Origin of the sequence: Blautia hansenii (assembly GCF_013304445.1) — a bacterium.
Classification (GTDB): Bacteria; Bacillota; Clostridia; order Lachnospirales; family Lachnospiraceae; genus Blautia.
This window is the reverse complement of sequence record NZ_JAAITA010000004.1, coordinates 63,318-80,919: the sequence shown is the minus strand read 5'-3', so window position 1 is coordinate 80,919 and position 17,602 is coordinate 63,318. Positions and strand designations below refer to the sequence as shown.

The 17,602-nt window shown below is 41.7% G+C and carries 23 protein-coding genes and 1 pseudogene; 10 read left to right on the top strand and 14 right to left on the bottom strand.

The features are described from left to right. Positions 1-54: 54 nt before the first annotated feature. From G5A70_RS05200 to G5A70_RS05190, 3 genes are all read left to right on the top strand, one after another. A complete protein-coding gene (locus tag G5A70_RS05200; protein ID WP_173748569.1) occupies positions 55-384 on the top strand; it encodes a DUF6664 family protein in 330 nt (109 codons plus the stop codon). Between the two features lie 175 nt (positions 385-559). Beyond that, positions 560-1,006: a SufBD protein gene (locus tag G5A70_RS05195; RefSeq protein ID WP_173699041.1), complete on the top strand. Its 447-nt coding sequence runs from the start codon at positions 560-562 to the stop codon at positions 1,004-1,006. A 302-nt stretch (positions 1,007-1,308) separates the two neighbouring features. Next, a complete protein-coding gene (locus G5A70_RS05190; protein WP_008115692.1) occupies positions 1,309-1,548 on the top strand; it encodes a DUF6061 family protein in 240 nt (79 codons plus the stop codon). A 376-nt stretch (positions 1,549-1,924) separates the two neighbouring features. Here G5A70_RS05190 and G5A70_RS16105 read toward each other — a convergent pair. The 8 genes and pseudogenes from G5A70_RS16105 to G5A70_RS05150 form a co-directional block, all read right to left on the bottom strand. Continuing rightward, positions 1,925-2,155, bottom strand: a pseudogene (locus tag G5A70_RS16105) (hypothetical protein); the annotation flags it as partial. Between the two features lie 21 nt (positions 2,156-2,176). After that, complete coding sequence (locus tag G5A70_RS05180; RefSeq protein ID WP_022154349.1) at positions 2,177-2,473, bottom strand: hypothetical protein; 297 nt, start codon at positions 2,471-2,473, stop codon at positions 2,177-2,179. Positions 2,474-2,486: 13 nt separating this feature from the next. Beyond that, positions 2,487-3,071 (bottom strand): DUF6033 family protein, encoded by a 585-nt coding sequence (locus G5A70_RS05175; RefSeq protein ID WP_022154350.1) that lies wholly within the window; start codon positions 3,069-3,071, stop codon positions 2,487-2,489. Between the two features lie 22 nt (positions 3,072-3,093). After that, positions 3,094-3,324, bottom strand: a complete 231-nt coding sequence (locus G5A70_RS05170) for a helix-turn-helix domain-containing protein (RefSeq protein ID WP_117494835.1) — start codon at positions 3,322-3,324, stop codon at positions 3,094-3,096. Beyond that, positions 3,308-3,745, bottom strand: a complete 438-nt coding sequence (locus tag G5A70_RS05165) for a sigma-70 family RNA polymerase sigma factor (protein ID WP_003502131.1) — start codon at positions 3,743-3,745, stop codon at positions 3,308-3,310. Before G5A70_RS05165 ends, G5A70_RS05170 begins: the two co-directional genes overlap by 17 nt. Positions 3,746-3,941: 196 nt before the next feature. Continuing rightward, a complete protein-coding gene (ltrA, locus tag G5A70_RS05160; RefSeq protein WP_012743282.1) occupies positions 3,942-5,336 on the bottom strand; it encodes a group II intron reverse transcriptase/maturase in 1,395 nt (464 codons plus the stop codon). Positions 5,337-6,124: 788 nt separating this feature from the next. Then, entirely contained in the window at positions 6,125-7,108 is a 984-nt protein-coding gene (gene rlmN / locus G5A70_RS05155) for a 23S rRNA (adenine(2503)-C(2))-methyltransferase RlmN (protein WP_002584956.1), read from the bottom strand. 16 nt (positions 7,109-7,124) lie between these two features. Continuing rightward, positions 7,125-7,310, bottom strand: a complete 186-nt coding sequence (locus G5A70_RS05150) for a cysteine-rich KTR domain-containing protein (RefSeq protein ID WP_003431289.1) — start codon at positions 7,308-7,310, stop codon at positions 7,125-7,127. A gap of 398 nt (positions 7,311-7,708) precedes the next feature. Here G5A70_RS05150 and G5A70_RS05145 point away from each other — a divergent pair, with 398 nt between their 5' ends. The 3 genes from G5A70_RS05145 (at position 7,709) to G5A70_RS05135 (ending at position 9,237) form a co-directional block, all read left to right on the top strand. Further along, positions 7,709-8,065, top strand: a complete 357-nt coding sequence (locus G5A70_RS05145; protein ID WP_044942672.1) for a helix-turn-helix transcriptional regulator — start codon at positions 7,709-7,711, stop codon at positions 8,063-8,065. A 199-nt stretch (positions 8,066-8,264) separates the two neighbouring features. Next, a complete protein-coding gene (locus G5A70_RS05140) occupies positions 8,265-8,594 on the top strand; it encodes a plasmid mobilization protein (RefSeq protein ID WP_002584958.1) in 330 nt (109 codons plus the stop codon). A gap of 79 nt (positions 8,595-8,673) precedes the next feature. Beyond that, positions 8,674-9,237 carry a DUF4368 domain-containing protein gene (locus G5A70_RS05135; protein WP_055222182.1) on the top strand — a complete coding sequence of 188 codons (564 nt, stop codon included), beginning with the start codon at positions 8,674-8,676 and terminating at the stop codon, positions 9,235-9,237. Here G5A70_RS05135 and G5A70_RS05130 read toward each other — a convergent pair. The 6 genes from G5A70_RS05130 to G5A70_RS05105 all read right to left on the bottom strand — a co-directional run bounded on the left by G5A70_RS05130 (position 9,225) and on the right by G5A70_RS05105 (position 13,757). Continuing rightward, on the bottom strand, positions 9,225-9,893 hold the full coding sequence (locus tag G5A70_RS05130) for a LytR/AlgR family response regulator transcription factor (protein ID WP_204987873.1): 669 nt from the start codon (positions 9,891-9,893) through the stop codon (positions 9,225-9,227). The genes G5A70_RS05135 and G5A70_RS05130 overlap by 13 nt on opposite strands. Before the next feature lie 365 nt (positions 9,894-10,258). Further along, positions 10,259-10,969, bottom strand: a complete 711-nt coding sequence (locus G5A70_RS05125; RefSeq protein ID WP_173748567.1) for a DUF6040 family protein — start codon at positions 10,967-10,969, stop codon at positions 10,259-10,261. Then, positions 10,947-12,668 carry a MobA/MobL family protein gene (locus G5A70_RS05120; protein ID WP_173748565.1) on the bottom strand — a complete coding sequence of 574 codons (1,722 nt, stop codon included), beginning with the start codon at positions 12,666-12,668 and terminating at the stop codon, positions 10,947-10,949. The genes G5A70_RS05125 and G5A70_RS05120 overlap by 23 nt, the downstream gene beginning before the upstream one ends. Continuing rightward, positions 12,644-12,949 (bottom strand): hypothetical protein, encoded by a 306-nt coding sequence (locus G5A70_RS05115; protein ID WP_005345966.1) that lies wholly within the window; start codon positions 12,947-12,949, stop codon positions 12,644-12,646. Before G5A70_RS05115 ends, G5A70_RS05120 begins: the two co-directional genes overlap by 25 nt. Further along, a complete protein-coding gene (locus G5A70_RS05110; protein WP_014080633.1) occupies positions 12,949-13,263 on the bottom strand; it encodes a hypothetical protein in 315 nt (104 codons plus the stop codon). Before G5A70_RS05110 ends, G5A70_RS05115 begins: the two co-directional genes overlap by 1 nt. A 263-nt stretch (positions 13,264-13,526) precedes the next feature. Then, entirely contained in the window at positions 13,527-13,757 is a 231-nt protein-coding gene (locus G5A70_RS05105) for a helix-turn-helix domain-containing protein (RefSeq protein WP_008115699.1), read from the bottom strand. Between the two features lie 174 nt (positions 13,758-13,931). Here G5A70_RS05105 and G5A70_RS05100 point away from each other — a divergent pair, with 174 nt between their 5' ends. From G5A70_RS05100 to G5A70_RS05085, 4 genes are all read left to right on the top strand, one after another. Then, positions 13,932-14,561, top strand: coding sequence for a helix-turn-helix domain-containing protein (locus G5A70_RS05100; RefSeq protein WP_003505395.1), 630 nt, complete (start codon positions 13,932-13,934; stop codon positions 14,559-14,561). A gap of 86 nt (positions 14,562-14,647) precedes the next feature. Next, complete coding sequence (locus G5A70_RS05095; RefSeq protein WP_014080634.1) at positions 14,648-15,943, top strand: tyrosine-type recombinase/integrase; 1,296 nt, start codon at positions 14,648-14,650, stop codon at positions 15,941-15,943. 245 nt (positions 15,944-16,188) lie between these two features. Beyond that, entirely contained in the window at positions 16,189-17,181 is a 993-nt protein-coding gene (locus tag G5A70_RS05090; protein ID WP_173748563.1) for a DUF3991 and TOPRIM domain-containing protein, read from the top strand. Between the two features lie 73 nt (positions 17,182-17,254). Next, entirely contained in the window at positions 17,255-17,551 is a 297-nt protein-coding gene (locus G5A70_RS05085; protein ID WP_173748561.1) for a hypothetical protein, read from the top strand. Positions 17,552-17,602 lie beyond the last annotated feature (51 nt).

Sequence of the window (17,602 nt, the reverse complement as noted above, 5' to 3'; positions counted from 1 at the left end):
GTTTTTTGGGCAGTATAATAAGGGAAGAATTAGAGAATGTCGGAGGTGTATGAGATGTCTGGAGCGTTCAGATTTGAAACTTTTGTAGATGCCCACAGCAATATTTTTAATGAATATCTCAGCTCTGTTATCGCAAAGCTGCCGAAAGAAAACGAGGAATATAAAGCCGTGCAGGACGAGATTGAGAGCCTGTACGAGAAATATCCGAAGGTTTTAGGCGTATTTGACAGCGAACAGGCGGCGGAGCTTACCAAAGAAGAATGTGCGGCTCTTATCCGAATTATGGAGCTGAAAAACCAGCTTACGGATATGGAGTTGCAGTCAATTTATTTCCGTGGCTGCTATGACAGCGTGGGGTATCTGAAAAAGGCAGGGATTTTATAACGGACTGACCGAGAAAAGGCGGTGTTGGCGTGAAGCTGATGCCGCTTTTTACATAGCCGAGAGGAATTATAATTTCTGTTCGGCAGTTATATGGTAGCTTATCAGAGTTGAAAATTTCATAGTTGGGGAGTATAATAAGAAAAACAAATCTGAATTTGCAAAGGAGGATATTGTATTGCTTAATATAGCAGAAACATTTGAATTATTGTTCGACAAAAATAATAATGTTGCATACAAGGCATTACAGGAATTGCAAAAAGAAAGCATTGAAACAGATTGTGTTTATCCTTATATGGATAGATTAAGCGAAATGCTTGACAGTGATAATTCTTATATCCGCACAAGAGGGCTTACATTGATTGCCTATAATGCAAAATGGGATAAAGATTATAAAATTGATGAAATCATTGATAACTATTTAAAGCACATAACAGATGTTAAACCTATTACAGCAAGACAATGTATTAAACTGTTGCCGATTATTGCAAAGGATAAACCAGAATTGAAGAATGATATTCTTTCCGCACTTCATAAAGCTAATATATGTATTTATGATGATAGTATGCAACCATTAGTTTATAAGGACATCCAAAAAACATTGAAAGAAATAGAAAAAATATAAAAATGCAAATTCCGATTGAGATTTCACCTGTTTTAGGGAATTTAATAACTGTTATATTTTGTTATTAAATTCTCTGCAAACCCTTGAAAACACTGGATTTATCGCAGGTGAGCTTTCCCTTATTGTTTCCCTTGTGTTATATCGTCCCGTCAGCGTTTACGAACTCTGATAAGGGCAAATACAAGGGCAAGAAAAATCTATAAAACAGTATAACACAAAATAAAAGTGACATGGTGAACTGATTGAAATGCTTCTGATTTTTGTAACAAATGACTGATTGAATGATAAGGAGATTCTATACGATGAGAACAATATTTGCAGAATACAATCCACACAGAAACAGCATTGATATTTATACTTCTGCTGGTTATATGCTCCGCATTGACTGTTGGGAAGCCGAAAAGGATTTAAAAACCACACCCGGATCAGACTGTGCATTGAACGCACTTGCCATTGATAAACCGCTTGAATATGCAAAATTATATCTTGATGAAACAATGCAGATATGGGTAGATGCAGAAGATTCATTAGAACTATGGTGATTTTTTCAACAGCACTAAGGTTACTTTTTCCCAATCTCATTTATTGAGAATCGTCTTTTTACCGTGCATATATATTCAATATCTTTTTATCTATTATAATGAAATCAAGGGCTGGTCTAATGCCAGCCCTACAAAAATGAAAATTCACATAGAAAATAAATTTACAATTTTTCCGATATAAACCTGTTATCAACAAATACAAACATAATTTATATTATCGTATCTATTGATATGATATGTATTTCAAAGAGTTACCAGAAGTTTTTGAAAACTTTTCCCTTGTGATATTATCTAAAGCTCCTAATTTTATACTTTTCCCATGATGGAGCAGCTTATTTGACCGTATCTTTAATAGCTGTATTTTTGTAATTAGATGTAACACCACCGGATTTTCATCCGTTGAATCATCCGCATATTTAAGACAATAAGAAAGACCGGTGCCATTACCTCCTGTCCACAACATATTATCTGTTGTGAATATCTGATATACCTTCGGTGTTTCTGCCGTATAAAATGTCTTTTCCCCAGATGCAGGCGTTTTCATATTATTGCCTTTTTGTTGGCGGTACATTGAAGATACCGTATTTAGACCAGAACCAATGTGCATACTTCTGTTCCTCCAATCATTTTATCTGAATTGTAAATGTACTGCTTCTCTGACTGTTTTCAGTGTCCTTGAAATAGTGTCAAAAAGAGGTGCTATGCCTGGCTTAACTACCGTATGTTTTGCACGGTCTTTTACATCATGCACTCCAAATCCGTAACACATATTTCTGCCCTCTGCGGAAAAATTCACGGTATCTCTGTCTTTATGTACATTTGAACTGCTTTTTTCTGCATTTATGTGTTCCCGCATTTCAGAATTTATTTTATATCCATCATACTGAAACGCCTTACTCTGCCTACTGTAAACTTCCAACGACATATCCGTGTCCTCCTCAGATTTTCGTATCTAATGTAGATAATAAATCTACATTATCGTATTCCGCTTGAGTATATGCTCTTACCACTGAACTACTGTTTTCTGACATTTCACTAATATACTCATCTCTATCTTTGCGTTTCTCACGCAATTCTTCCAAATATTCTTCATCTCTTTTTCGTTTCTCACGCATTTTCTCTAAGTATTCTTCTTGCTCACGTTTTTTGTCCCGTCTACTTTTTGCTGCTTTTTGTTGATTTTGTGTACTCAATACATCTGAACTTTTATTTGACGAATTAGCTGTTCTCATACCACCACATGAAGATTGCCGATTTCCATTAGCATCATATGTAACTGTCCTGCCTCCCAACTCTACACCGTCACGCTTTGCAAAAGAATATACTTGTGAATTTGCTGCAACCTCTCCGGATAAATTCCATTCTATTTCTTTTGCGAATTCCGGATCATTAGCCATTTTTTTCAAACAGTCATAAGAAAGATTTACGACCACTTTATTGGAATTGCAAGGCACAACACCGCCGTTGGTATTAAAACTTATTTGCGGAAACTTTTTACATAATTTTTCATAATATTCTTCCACACTATTAGAATTGTGTTTTGTGTCACATAAGGGTGCGGGTAATAAGGCGCACTTGCAGCCTGTTACGCATTTCCTCGTCCACATAGGAATAGGTATTGCCCGCGTCGTCTTTCAGCGTGCGGGTACAAAGTTTCGCTATGTAACCCTCGTAATGCTTCAAGATCGCGCACATGGCGGTTGTGTCGCCGTTTGCCGCTGCGGAAATGACAGGGAACGGCAACAGATTTTCAGATTTCCTAACGGTATTCATCATCTGCTTTTCCCTCCAAATACTGTTTGATTTTCGCAAGCGCGGATTTCCTGTGCCGGAAAACCGTCGTGCGTACAACATTCAGCAGTTCAGCAATTTCCGCGTCGCTCATGTCCAAGAAGTAGGACAAAAGGATAATGTCGCGTTTCCTTTCGGGCAAAGCGTTAAGGGCTTCGGCAAGCAGTTCATTTTTGACGAGTACATCAAAGCCGGACACTTGAAAACGGAAATAATCGCTTTTGTATTCGTCCGTTGTGAAAAGCTGCGCGAGTTCGCTTTCGCTCAAATCCGAAAAAGGTACTTCGCGTGCTGCGCGTTTCGCAAGAGTGCGGCGGTGGCTTTTCGCTTCGCCAACCAAAGTTTTCTTTGCTAATGCGTCGTACTGATGTTGTATTCTTTCCTTGTCGGAAGAAGATAGCTCCATAGAGTTCACCTCCTTCCCGCGTGGAGTAGAGGACGGGAGTTAAGGGCTTGTCCTCTCTGCCCCTTTCGCTCCGTACCCGTTCGGGAGATGGCTCTTGAGTGCGTTTTTCAGAAAAAAGTTGAAAAATCGAGTAGGAGGCGGTGGCTAACCGCCGTCCTCTCACAGCACCGTACGTACCGTTCGGTATACGGCGCTTTCAATAGTTGACGTGCACTGACTGATAGGCTGTGGCTAAATCATAAAAGCCGCTGTTTATCAGTCTTTCTTTTGTCATTGCCATGTTTACTGCAACTGTATGCGTTGCGAACCAATGTCCCCGTCGGGTATTACCCGCTTGCATTGCCAAGTCTTTGGGTACTCCCATCTTGATAAGGTTACGTACCTTCGTCCTTGGTTTCTTCCACTGTTTCCATATGCACATGCGTATTCTGTGATAGAGCCATCCGTTGATGTCATCTATGTTGTTCTTCATGCTTGCAATTCCGTAGTAGTTAAGCCATCCTCTTGCATATACTTTGATTTTCTCAAGGCTTGGCTTGATTGACTGACATCGCTTACGGGAAGATAACTCCTTCAGTCTGGACTTAAACTTCTTCCATGACTTCGGATGAACTCGGACATATATGCCTTTTCCGTTCCTTCCCAATGCAAAGCCAAGGAATTTAAAATTTCGGATTGCAAACACGCTGACTGTACGGCTCTTTTCTCGGTTGACTGTAAGTTTCAGCCTCTCCTCAAGATATTTTGTACTGCTTTCCAAGAGTCTCTCTGATGCTCGCTTGCTCTTTGCAAGAAGCACGATGTCATCTGCATATCTTATGCATGGAACACCTCTTTTCAGGTATTCCTGGTCGAACTCATTGAGGTAGATGTTTGCCAGCAATGGTGATAGATTTCCACCTTGTGGTGAGCCTTCCTCTGTGTCAATTACCACTCCGTTTTCCATTACACCGCTTTTCAGATAGCGCTTTATCAACTGTACTACACGTTCATCTTTTACATTCTTTCGGAGAAGATTGATGAGAATTTCGTGATTAAGAGTATCGAAGTACTTTGACAAGTCAAGGACTACAGCGAATGTATAGCCTTGTTCTGCATACTCCTTAACCTTAAGTATTGCATCTTTTGCACTTCTGTTCGGACGATAGCCATAGCTACCATCTGCAAACAGCGGTTCATAGATTGGCACTAACTGTTGGGTTATTGCCTGTTGAAGTGTACGGTCTATCACTGTTGGTATGCCAAGCTTTCGCACACCACCATCTGGTTTGGGAATTTCAACTCGTCTTACTGGAGACGGAGTATACTTTCCACGATAAATGCGGTCAGTTATCTCTTGTTGATGTTCCTTTAGATATGGAAGAGCCTCTTCAATGGTCATGCCATCAATTCCCGGCGCTCCCTTGTTTGCCTTAACTCTCTTATACGCTCTGTTAAAGTTGTCTTTATACAGTATCGTTTCCAAAAGTCTCGGCTGTGCACTGTCTCTTTCTTTCCATATCCGATTGAATGACCTAGACGCTTTCACATACCCTTCATGTTCCGCATTATCTCTTTGCGAACAGCCATTGTTTTCAATGTTTTCTGCCATAGACGGTCATTCCTCCTTTCTCGGTCATACTCAAGACTCCTACTGATTCGGTCCTTCACCTCTCGGCTACTATGACCTCTGCTGACTTCTGTGCGCTCAGCATTGCTTTATGCAATGGTTACCTCTTTCAAGGCATACCGCACAGACCTCCCTAGGTACCACACGTTTCTTCCTCTCCATCCATCTGCCTCATTTATCATGCATGATTCCGTGTAGTTATCGGGCTTCAACATGGCTTGCTGCCTTACCCACATGCATGACCTCATATGAGATTTCTGTTCGTCAGACCAGAGATTTGCCCGTGAGTTAGTATATTCCTCACATCCAGCTTCCTTCAGATTCCATCTCACGATGGACACCATTGCTTTCGGCTATATCCTTCCCACTACCGGGCGGATTCGGGACTTTAACCCGTTAGAAACGTGCGCCGCTAGGCGCACAAGCAAAATGCGCCCGTCCGCAAGACGCGGACGAGCGCAAAGGAAATGTAAGAAGTATTTAGATGTATTGACAGTTCATACTCATAGCCGGAATATCCCGCTTGCGGAGCATAGCTTTTTTTGACCGCAAAGCATTAGGCGGGTTACAGTAAATAAAAATGGACACGGCGATACCTCCCCGATACCGCCGTATCCTTAAAAAAGGGCGACTTTAATACACTACCCGCAATCCATTCTATAATAGGGAACAGCGGCTTTTGCGCAATATTAAATAAAAAAGCCGATAACACATAGGTTTTTTGACCTAATGCGTTATCGGCTCTGCGTCTATGCGTCTGGCACTTTTAATCATTTTTTTTTGAATTTATTATATGTGTTAGCTAACTGTCCACAAGCCGCGTTAATCTCTCTGCCATGAGAAACTCTCATAGTAACTTCAAGTCCTGCTTGCTCTAATTGATGTTTGAATGCAACTATTTCCCGTTTCTGTGGTGCTTTAATTCTTGAATTGCTTGTTGGGTTGTATTGTAACACGTTAATCATAACTTTTTTGCCCCGAAACCATTTTGCAAGTTGTCTTACATCTGAGGGCCGGTCATTTATACCCGGTAAAAGCAAATACGCAAAGACAATTTTGCGATTATGCCTTTCAGAATAGGATAAGGCTTGCTTAACAACATCTTCAATAGCATATATGCGCATGTGAGGAATAATACGATTTCTTGCAGATTGTGTTGCTGCGTGTAAAGATATTGTCAACTGAATTTTAAGATGTTCCTCGCGCAATTTTTTTAATTGATCGACCGGACCAACTGTTGATATGGTAATGCCGTCGGTTGGAAAGTTGAGCCCATATCTATCTCGGAGAATATGGATTGCTTTTATCAAGTTGTCATAATTGAATAAAGGCTCTCCCATACCCATAAAAACGATACGGTTTACTTTTCGACGCAACAATATAATCTGTTGTACGATTTCTGACGATGTTAGATTACGAACAAAGCCATTTCGCCCGGACTCACAAAAAATACAACCAACAGGACAACCGACTTGTGTGCTCACGCAAACAGTTCCACCATCTCGCCGCTTGATAAAAACCGTTTCAATGTATTTGTTGTCTTTCAGTTCGTAAACATACTTTTCAGTATCACTGCTTTTGCAAATATTTTTTACCAACATTGATAGATTTTTTTTGCGTGGTAATTGCTTATATAATTCTTCATATAAGGCTTTTGCTTCATTCTCGCCAATAACTTCCGACATTTCTTTGTAAGTAAATCCGTATGGATCATTCCGTACTTCCGCAGGCGTATATTTAGGTAAACGTTTCATTTTTATATCCTTTCTTCTAAATAATAAAAGTTTGTTTTTCTGTATTTTTGATTACAATCTCTAATTTTTCTACATCAATGATATGCGTCAATTTGCATTTAGGGCAGAAAAGAGGAAAATCTTTTAATACAGTATTATGAAATACTTGAACTCTCGTCTTTCCGTTACAAATCGGACATTTTATCCAATATTTTTTAAGCATTATATTTCACTCGTCCTTTTTACACAAAAAAATGCAGGTCAATCCTCAACATGAGCATTGACCTGCATTTATAATGCACAGAGCAGTACAACAAAACTAAGGCATAGCTTGCACTATGTCTATACTATATCTATACGTCGTTAGTTTTTTGTATAGCATCCGCAAAATAAGCATGACAAAAAAGCCCATGTTGAAAATGGGAAAATCCTTTTTTTCAATGCTTATCTAATACGCATGCTATGCAACATAAACGCCGCCTCCTTTTACATAAATTTTATTTTATCAGAAAATCAGTCTACTGTCAATACACAACAGGAAGTATTTAACCTAATGATATGAATTGTGTGGACATATCCAAAAAGAAAGGTGAACTGTAAAATGTAACAGGGTGAATGAAAATGGCAAAAAGACCCGTACCATTGTACGACTTTAAGGCTTTCGGGGCAGCTATAAAAGCCGCGAGAAATGAATACGGCGAGAGCCGCAAAAAGGTAAGCGACGAGTTATATATTTCCCCGCGCTACCTTGCGAATATCGAGAACAAGGGACAACAGCCGAGTTTACAGGTATTCTATGACCTTGTAACCCGGTATCATATTTCGGTAGATCAATTTTTCTTCCCGAACAGCAATGCGGAGAAATCCACCGGGCGGCGGCAGCTTGACGCGCTGCTGGACGGTATGAGCGATAAAGGCATACGGATTGTAACCGCAACGGCAAGGGAGATAACAGAAGTCGAACAAGCAGAGGACTAACCTCACAATATGGGAAGCAGGAGATTGCAGCGCATAGGGGCTGCAATCTTTTTTTGCGCCAAATTAGAAAGAGAGTGCAACAAACGCTGCCTTTGAAACGGGATAAGGAGTAGATAGCAAGCACAGCAAACGAGTACCCGTTTGCGAAAAGTGCTTGTTGGGATAATCCCAAACCCTTATACCGAAAGGCGGTGCGGAAATGGAAAACCGAAAGAGAAATATACAGATGAAGTTTTACGTTACGGAAGAAGAAAAGCGGCTGATCGACGAGAAGATGAAGCAGCTTCCCATAAAGCAGTATGGGGCATACTTCCGTAAAATGGCGATAGACGGGTATATTCTTGTCGTTGACCGAAGCGACACAAAAGCATATATCCGGGAACTGCAAGCGGTGAGCCGGAACATCAACCAGATTGCAAAACGCGCCAATGCGACGGGGACGGTTTACAGGCAGGATATAGAGGACATTAAAAAGGCGGTGGACGAGATATGGCGGTTACAAAGACGCACCCTATTAAATCAACCTTAAAGGCTGTTCGCAGTACAAACGGACGAGCCGCACGCAGAACTGCACGCAGCATTATATCCGAGAGGACGCATTAAACCAGTTGGTTTTGAAACAGCTTCAGCATTTCCTGTCCTATTTACAGCAGTTTGAGCGGGTATTTATCCGACGGCAGATAGACACCACCCTTGCGGAACGCCGATACGAACTGTCCGCAAAGCAGAAACAGATAGAAAAAGACGAAAAGCGGATGGATGAGCTTGACCGCCTGTTCCGCAAAATCTACGAGGACAATGTCAGCGGAAAACTGAATGACGAACGCTTTTACAAGCTGTCAGACGGATATGAAGCGGAGCAGGGACAGTTAAAGCGTGAAATCGAAGCGTTGACCGCAGAGGTCAGCCAAGCCGATATGGAAGTGACCAATGTAGCAAAGCTGATAGCCGTCACGAAGAAATATACCCGCATTGACGAACTCACGCCCGAAATCCTAAACGCATTTGTGGATAAAATCGTAATCCATGAGCGTGAGAAAAAGGACGGGAAACGGACACAGCAAATCGACATTTACTATTCCTATGTCGGGATTGTGGATATTCCCACAGACGAGGAAATGCGGGAAATGGAGCGGGAATATATGCGGCGTACTACACGTCAAACCGCCTGAATAAAGGCGAAAGCAGGAGTAAATCTGTACTCCTGCCGATACATATCTATTTTTATCCCTATCTGGTTTAACTCATTTACAAGAAAACTTAGATGTGCCCGCACGAATCCCATATCCTTGAATTCATTTTCCAGTTCATCCAGTTTTTTATAAATCTGAAACGTACCTTTTTCAGTATAAAATACATTTTTGTGAAGTTCTGTTTCTATATAAATGATGTCATCTGCATAGAGTTTTATCGTTCCCTCCACAAAACGAAATTCGAGAATCCTACGGTTTTTATTAATTTCTGCTATCAAATCATCCATACATTCTTCTATAGTATCTGCAAGGTTATCTTTCAGCAGAAAACGGCTTGCTTTCACCTTATATCCATCCAGTGCGTAATTCATGTATGCCGTCACCAGCACAACCGGAAGTTTTGGATATTTTTCTTTAATCCTCATAGCTGTTTTCAGCCCATCCATCCCCTGCATATTGATGTCCAGAAATAATATCTGACACGCTTCCAAAGCTGATTGTTCTTCGCATAACTGTTCTCCAGAATCATATTCTGTAATAGCAAACTCATAATTCTTTTTTTCACCATAGTCTGACAGCAAATCTGATAGATTTTTTCTGTCATCTATCCTGTCATCACAAATAATAATGTTCATATTTTTCATTCCTGTCTTTGATTTCTCTCATACCTGTAAACCATACAAGTCTCACCTAGCACTCTTTATTATATCAAACAAATCTTCCGCTCGATCATTCTCCGCATCAAATGACTATTTTCCGCATAGAACGACTATCTCCTATAGAAACGCAGAAGCATTGTATCTCAAACTCTTTGAAATACAATGCTTCCCTGCATTTTCTATATCGGCATGTTGATATTATTACTTTACTATCCTGCACACTCTCTGAGAGTGACTGTATCTATCAAAAAAGAAGCCAGCAGTTTATTCACGCACTGCTGACTTCTTATAATACTACTCATTTTATTTACTTCGCTGCGTCTCAGACAATTTTTTTATTTTTAAACATAACCTCTGTTTTCCCGCCATCCCTTTACATACCACCTGATTCCAACATATACCAGTTGCACGAATAATAAGAGAAATAGCAGATTGATTGGCAATACTTCCTTTATCCAATCCCCAAAGTAGATAGCTATTGCCATACTTACAAGTATCACCATTATGGTAATCATATCCCAACAGTATTTCTTATATAGCCCTGCAATCTTTATTTCGATGAATGCCAAAAGTATTCCCACACCCACCAGACATCCACCGCAAATCAATATTCTTATCAGCCAGTTTATAATTCCAGCAACGACAGGATTGGATATTCCATCACTAATCTGTGCCACGTTCTTTCCTGCCAGTACAACCCAGCCAGCAATGGTCTGTGTGAAAGTTGCGATTGTATCAAAGAATACCACGCAATCAGAAATAAATATTTTTGACCGTATCATCTGAAAAAGAGTAGTTGATACGGAATACCATATCAGCAGAAACATCAATGCTTCATACATGGCTGTTTTTGTTTTATATCTGCCTGCCAGTTTTTCCCTCTGCATATCATACTTTTCCTTAGCTTTCAGATAAGCTGTCTGTTTACAATTCCCACACTTTTGATAGAGTACCGGCTTTTCAACCGGTATCTCTACTTTTTTCTGATGGGAGAGTGCATAGTCCCGTTCCTGTTCTGCCTGTCTTAGCTTATCGCGACATTCCTCTATCATGTCCCTTGCGGTGAGCGTTTTCTCTTTCTCGCTCTGCAATAATTCTTTTGTTTTCCTCAAGTCGTTCTTTAAGGCTTGAATGTTCCCTGCTCTGTTCTCGCTGTTTAACCTCTCGTTCAAGGTCAGCGATTCGTCGAGCTGCACTTTCAGTTTCCTGATAGTCCGGTCTTTCTGGTCGAGTTCTTCCTGCATCTGCTCCGTCAGCATTAGCAGTTCTTCCAGTTGATCGTCGCTCTTTGAGTTTCTTAATTCGTTCATCAATCAACCTTCCTTTCTCTAATTGCTGTTCAAGTTCAGTAATTCGCTGTTCTGTTTCTGCAATAGCCGGTTCTCGCTGTTCAATTTCTGTGCCAATTCCTGCCATTGCTGATTTTCGTCTGTGAGTTTCTGTATCTGGTCTGTCTTTTCTTCCAGAAGCATCAACAGTTCTTCTGTATCCGGTAAGATTTGTAGCAGCTCTGACAATTCTTTCTCTAATTGCTGCAATCGTTCTTCCTGCTCCTGAAAGCACATCAGCTTCTCGTCCTTTTCCTGTATCTCCTGAAGCATCTCTGCCATGATATTCTGCTGTTCCTCTATCTGTGTAATCATTGCTTCCATCATGGGAATTACTTCTTTGCTTTCTTCTAATGTCATTCAACCACTCCCTCCACATCGACAATGCACCGGATACCTTACCAAAGGTTGCAATTACCTTTTGCAGCAGTGCATTTTGTTTTTTTATCATCTGGTTTTCCTCGACCTTCCATGAACCTTTCCTTATCTGCCCGGTGAGATATTTTTCCTCAATCTTCCTTGCATCTGCACCCTCATGAATCGTAGGGACTTTCAATTTGCCCTGTCTTTCATAAGAGCGGTGGTCAATCAGATTGTCTATGGATAAATGCCGGTTACACATCTTTGCCCATTCGCTTCGCCATAACTCACAATTCTTTGGATTGTTCCAGCCGGTAGCGTCAGTCAGAACCCTTTTCCATTGTTTTCTGTTTCTTGCCCCGACTTTCTGTACTCCGTTTTCATCAAGTACCGGAATACGGATTCCATGACGGTCTGGATTTTTCTTATCCTGCCACCAGTCCGGGTGGGATTCATCAACCACGATATTTCCGTCAGTATCTCTGACAAAATCCCAGTCCTTGACTTCCTTGCTGCCCCATGAGTGGTCTGGATTGAATGGTCGCATGGTTACAAGTAAATGCACATGTGGGTTCCCGTCGCCCTTATCGTGTATGCTCCAGTCGGCACACATTCCCTCGTCCACGAAAGTCTTTTGAATATATTCGGTTGTATAATCAATCTGTTCCTGTCTGCTCCATTCTTTCGGCAGGGAAAATTCAAATGAGCGTCCAAGCTGTGCATCTGCATTTTTTTCTATCTTCAATACCTCATTCCATAGACGCTGTTTCTGAAATGTGATTTTAAACTTTTCCAGTGCGGCATCTTTATCATCCGCTCTTTTATAACGGATAGACTGTTGAAACCTTTTTATATTTTCTTCCGGTACATGCAGCCATTCAGGAGGTGCATTTTCGCACATCATCAGACTGGTGTAGACGACTTCCTTTTTGGAAGTATAGTAACTGATTCTGCCTGTTTCCTCATTCTTCATCACATCTCCATTAAGATATGCCGATGCGGATATGACAGATTTTCCTTTACTGCGCCCGACAATCTTTACTGTAAAGTGAAATATCGCCATGATACGATTCCCCCTTTCTGCCGTATCCGGCATTGATTTCCGACAGCATCTTCTTCTGGTTTGGCAGAAGTGAAGCTGTCGGAACGCCCTCTGCGCAAGAGTGCCCCCTGCGGCATGAGCAGGTCTGGCTGAAAGCCCCGCCGACGGAACGAGCCCGGCAAGCGTAAGCGCAGACCGGTTGCCACTTGTGGCAAACTTATAAGGACGACCTCTGGTTGTCCATAAGTGCGCCCTTCATTCAAAGGCAATGAAGGGAATGGAAAAACCACTCCCTCCGCCATTACACTTCCTCCATATCTGTAAGTGGCTCTTTCTGCATCGCCTTTGAGAAAAACTTTCCGTTTGTTTCCTGCCTTTTTAAGAAGCCTATCAACTTTGGTAAATCTTCCTCCTCAATCGGACAGCCAAGAACCGATTCCACCGCACCGCCAATCTGACAGAGCCTGTGGGTTCGTTTTTTACTTTCCTCGGCTTTCTTTCTCTTTTCCAGTTCCTTTCGCTGTGCAATGAGCTTTTTGGTAGCTTCGATGCTTTCCTGTTCCTTTTTCTCTAATGCACGTATTCTTTCTTCATAAGTCTTTGTTGATTTCGCCATATCGTCTTCATCCTTTCTCTTATAATCAAATCTTGCTCTGCTAAGATTTGGCACACGATTCTGGTCAGCTCTGTTGACATAATTCCAATCAGAATCGTGGTGCATCCTTGCGGAGCATTATCTTGTCGATGTTTTTCCGACAAGATAAACATTAGTTCCCGGTTGCATATCAGGAGAAGCACATGGTATAATCCTCTTGCGTGTAGGTATATCATGGCTTCGGTCTGATAGAACCTTTGGCGGTTTCGTAGGAAGCCGCCTTTTTAAGTTGCCACATTTCTTGTGACAGTTTTTACATTTCCTTTATCCCTCAGATCTCGCCCCTCGTTGGCTTCCATGAACTTTTCTAAAATGTCAGTTTTAATAAGGACTTTTCTTCCGACTTTTAATACCGGAAGCTTCTTCCATTCAACCAGCTTTCTCAAAGTGTTTCTGCCAATTCCTGTATAGTCGGCTGCTTCCTCGATGGATAATGCAATCTTTCTTTCCGTCATCTTGTCACCTCCTTATGAATTGCATTATGCAATTTTTGTTGTGCTGTTAGTATAGCGGTTTTATATTGTGTTGTCAAGCGTTATGAAATTTTAAAAATAATTATTATATTGCATATTGCAATTATGTGAGGTACATGCTATAATTCATACATACCGAAAAAGGAGGCAATCAGCATGAAAGATAAAGAACTACGCAAGCTGATAGGCAGCAGGGCAAAACAGCGTCGTCTGGAATTAAATCTGACACAGCCTTATGTTGCAGAGAAGATGGGAGTTACCGCTTCCACAATCCTGCGTTATGAGAATGGTTCGATTGACAATACCAAAAAGATGGTGCTGGAAGGTCTTTCGGAAGCACTTCATGTATCTATTGAATGGCTCAGAGGGGAAACCGATGAATACGAAACCGATATTACGGATAAGAAAGAATTACAGATTCGTGATGCAATGGGCGATATTCTCAAACAGTTACCTCTCGACCTTAGTAAAAAGGAAGATGCTTTTTCCAAAGATTTACTGCTGTTGATGTTAAAGCAATATAACCTGTTTCTGGAATCATTCCAGTTTGCCTGCAAGAATTACAAGGGCAACACGAATGAAGCTGATATTGCAAAAGTAATGGGGTTTGAATCGAATGATGAATATAACGAGATTATGTTTCTCCGGGAGATCACCCACACTGTTAATGCCTTTAACGACATGGCAGATATCGTAAGGCTTTATTCCAAGAAACCGGAAATGGCAGAACAAAGGCTTGAAAATCTTTTATCAGAAGTTTTGTATGAGGATTCCGATTCGGTATAGAACGACAACCGGAGTTATGATATACTTACACGCAAGAAGCATTTCATCAGTTCCGATTGTCTGATATCGAAAGGAGACACACGATTATGGCAAAAGGATCTGTAAGAAAAAAAGGAAAGAAATGGTACTACCGCTTCTATGTAGAAGATGCAAGCGGCAATCTGGTTCAGAAAGAATACGCTGGAACAGAAAGTAAAAGTGAAACGGAAAAACTGCTCCGTCAGGCAATGGATGATTACGAAAGCAAGAAATTTGTCGCAAAGACAGATAATCTTACTGTAGGAGAACTTCTTGATATGTGGGCGGAAGAAGAACTGAAAGTCGGAACACTCAGCAATGGTACAGTGGAAAATTATCTTGGTGCAATCCGTTGTATCAAGAAACATCCGATTGCAGAACGCAAATTAAAAACCGTTACTGCTGAACATTTACAGGCATTTCTCGATCTGCTTACATTCGGTGGGGAATTTCCAGATGGAAAAGTGAGAAAAGGATACAGTAAAGATTACATCCATTCCTTTTCAGCAGTATTACAACAGGCTTTCCGGTTTGCAGTATTTCCAAAACAGTTGATTACTTTTAATCCTATGCAGTATATTAAGCTGAAAAAACAGGCAGAGGATGTGGATTTATTCTCAGATGATGAGGTAGAAGAAGGCATACAGCCTATTTCCCATGAAGATTATGAGAGACTGATAGAATACCTCAAAGTAAAGAATCCACCTGCAATCCTGCCAATCCAGATCGCATACTATGCGGGACTTCGTATCGGTGAAGTTTGCGGATTGACATGGCAGGACATCAATCTTGAAGAACAATGCCTGACCATTAAAAGAAGTATCCGCTATGATGGCACAAAACATAAAAACATCATCGGACCGACCAAGCGAAAGAAAGTAAGGATTGTTGATTTTGGCGATACTCTGACTGAAATACTGAAAACCGCCAGAAAAAAACAGCTTAAAAGCCGGATGCAGTATGGTGAACTTTACCACCGCAATTTCTACAAGGAAGCACAGGACAAAAACAGAGTGTATTATGAATATTATCATCTGGACGGAACCGAAGAAATCCCGGTAGATTACAAGGAAATCTCCTTTGTCTGCCTGAGACCGGACGGATGTCTGGAACTGCCAAGCACACTCAGCATTGCCTGCCGATCAGTTGCAAAAAGGCTGGACGGATTTGAGAATTTCCATTTCCACCAGTTGCGACACACCTACACAAGCAACCTCCTCTCAAACGGAGCTGCCCCAAAAGATGTGCAGGAACTGTTAGGGCACTCTGATGTCAGTACCACAATGAATGTCTACGCCCACTCTACAAGAAAGGCAAAGCGGAACTCCGCCAGACTTCTTGATAAAGTGGCAGGCAACGACTAAATAAAAAATTCCCTTATTTCCCTTGCTGATTCCGCATAAGGTCAAAAATAAGGGAAAATACATATCATTTCACTATTTAAGGGGCTGGAAAGCCCGTAAAATAAGGAAAGTTCAAGAAATCTCTCCACAAATTCCGATTTATCAATGAGTTGAAATCAAAACTAAATATGATATTTACATAGCCGAGAGGTTTTCTTTCCCGAAAATCCTTCGGCTTTTTCTATTTTCGGAGGTGATTTTATTGAATGCGAAGTAACAGACCCTATGTGCAGATTGACCCTGATGTGTTGGAACGGGCAAGGCAGATAGATTTGCTTTCCTATCTCCGCACCTATGAGCCGAGCAATCTCGTCAAGGTCAAAGGCACGACCAACGTGTACTGCACCGCCGAGCATGACAGCCTGAAGATTTCCAACGGCAAATGGTACTGGTGGTCGAGGGGCTTCGGCGGCTACTCTGCCCTTGATTACCTTATCAAAGTCAAGGAATGTGGCTTTGTGGAAGCCGTGGAAATCCTCACAGGGCAGGCGTTGGCAGACTGGAAACCGCCGCCCCCTGCCACAAAGAAAGACGAGCCGAAGGTGCTGCTTTTGCCGCAGAAGAACGGAAATGCAGACCGAGTGACCGAGTATCTTTTCGGGCGTGGCATCGACTATTCGCTCATACAGGAGTGCATCGCCGAGGGGATTATCTTTGAGGGCAGGAAGTACCACAACGCTGTTTTTGTGGGGAAAGACGCAGGCGGTACGCCAAAGTATGCGGCTTTACGGAGTACGATTGGAAGCTCCTTTAAGGGCGACGCATCGGGAAGCGACAAGCGGTATTCCTTTCGGCTTCTGGCAAAAGAGCCTGCGGATACCGTGCATTTATTTGAAGCCGCCATTGATTTACTGTCCTATGCAACCTATCTCAAGTGCGAGGGAAAGGACTACAAGGCGGAAAACCTGCTCTCCCTTTCGGGCGTGTATCAGCCGAAGAAAGAGATAAAGGACAGCAAAATCCCCATTGCCCTCTCCACATTTTTGGAAGAAAACCCGCATATCAAGACCATTGTTTTGCACTTGGATAATGACAAGGTTGGCAGGCTCTGTACCGCCGCCTTAACGGAATTACTGAAGAAAGACTATAAAATCGTTGACGCACCGCCGCCTGCCGGTAAGGATGTCAACGATTTTTTGATGTCCTATCTGGGGATTGCAAAGCAAAAATCCCGCCGTGAAAGGGGTGATGCCCGTTGATTGTGTGAGGATTTTTCCAGAGAAAGAAGCCAGAAAATGAAGCCTGATTATGAAAAAAGAAAGGAATTTTTGAATGAAAAAATTTGAAGTTACACTCACAGGACACTATGAAAAGACCATTTCCGTCTATGCCGACAGCCCCGAACAGGCGGCGGAGAAAGTCAAAATCATTCTCTTTGACACCGACCTTATCGACTTTTCCGATGAGGATTTTGTCTGCGGCGGAGCCGATATTCAGGATGCTGATGAGGACGGATGTGAAGAACGTGCCGCCGAGGACGGGGATATGGAGGATGATTGCTGTTCGGATTGTCCGTACTTCTGCCCCGTGTGTGGAGAATGTATGTATGAGGACGAGTGCGGCGAGTAATGTCTTACCAAGCACTGAATTTGGTTATCCAGAACAGGTCTGGAAACCAAA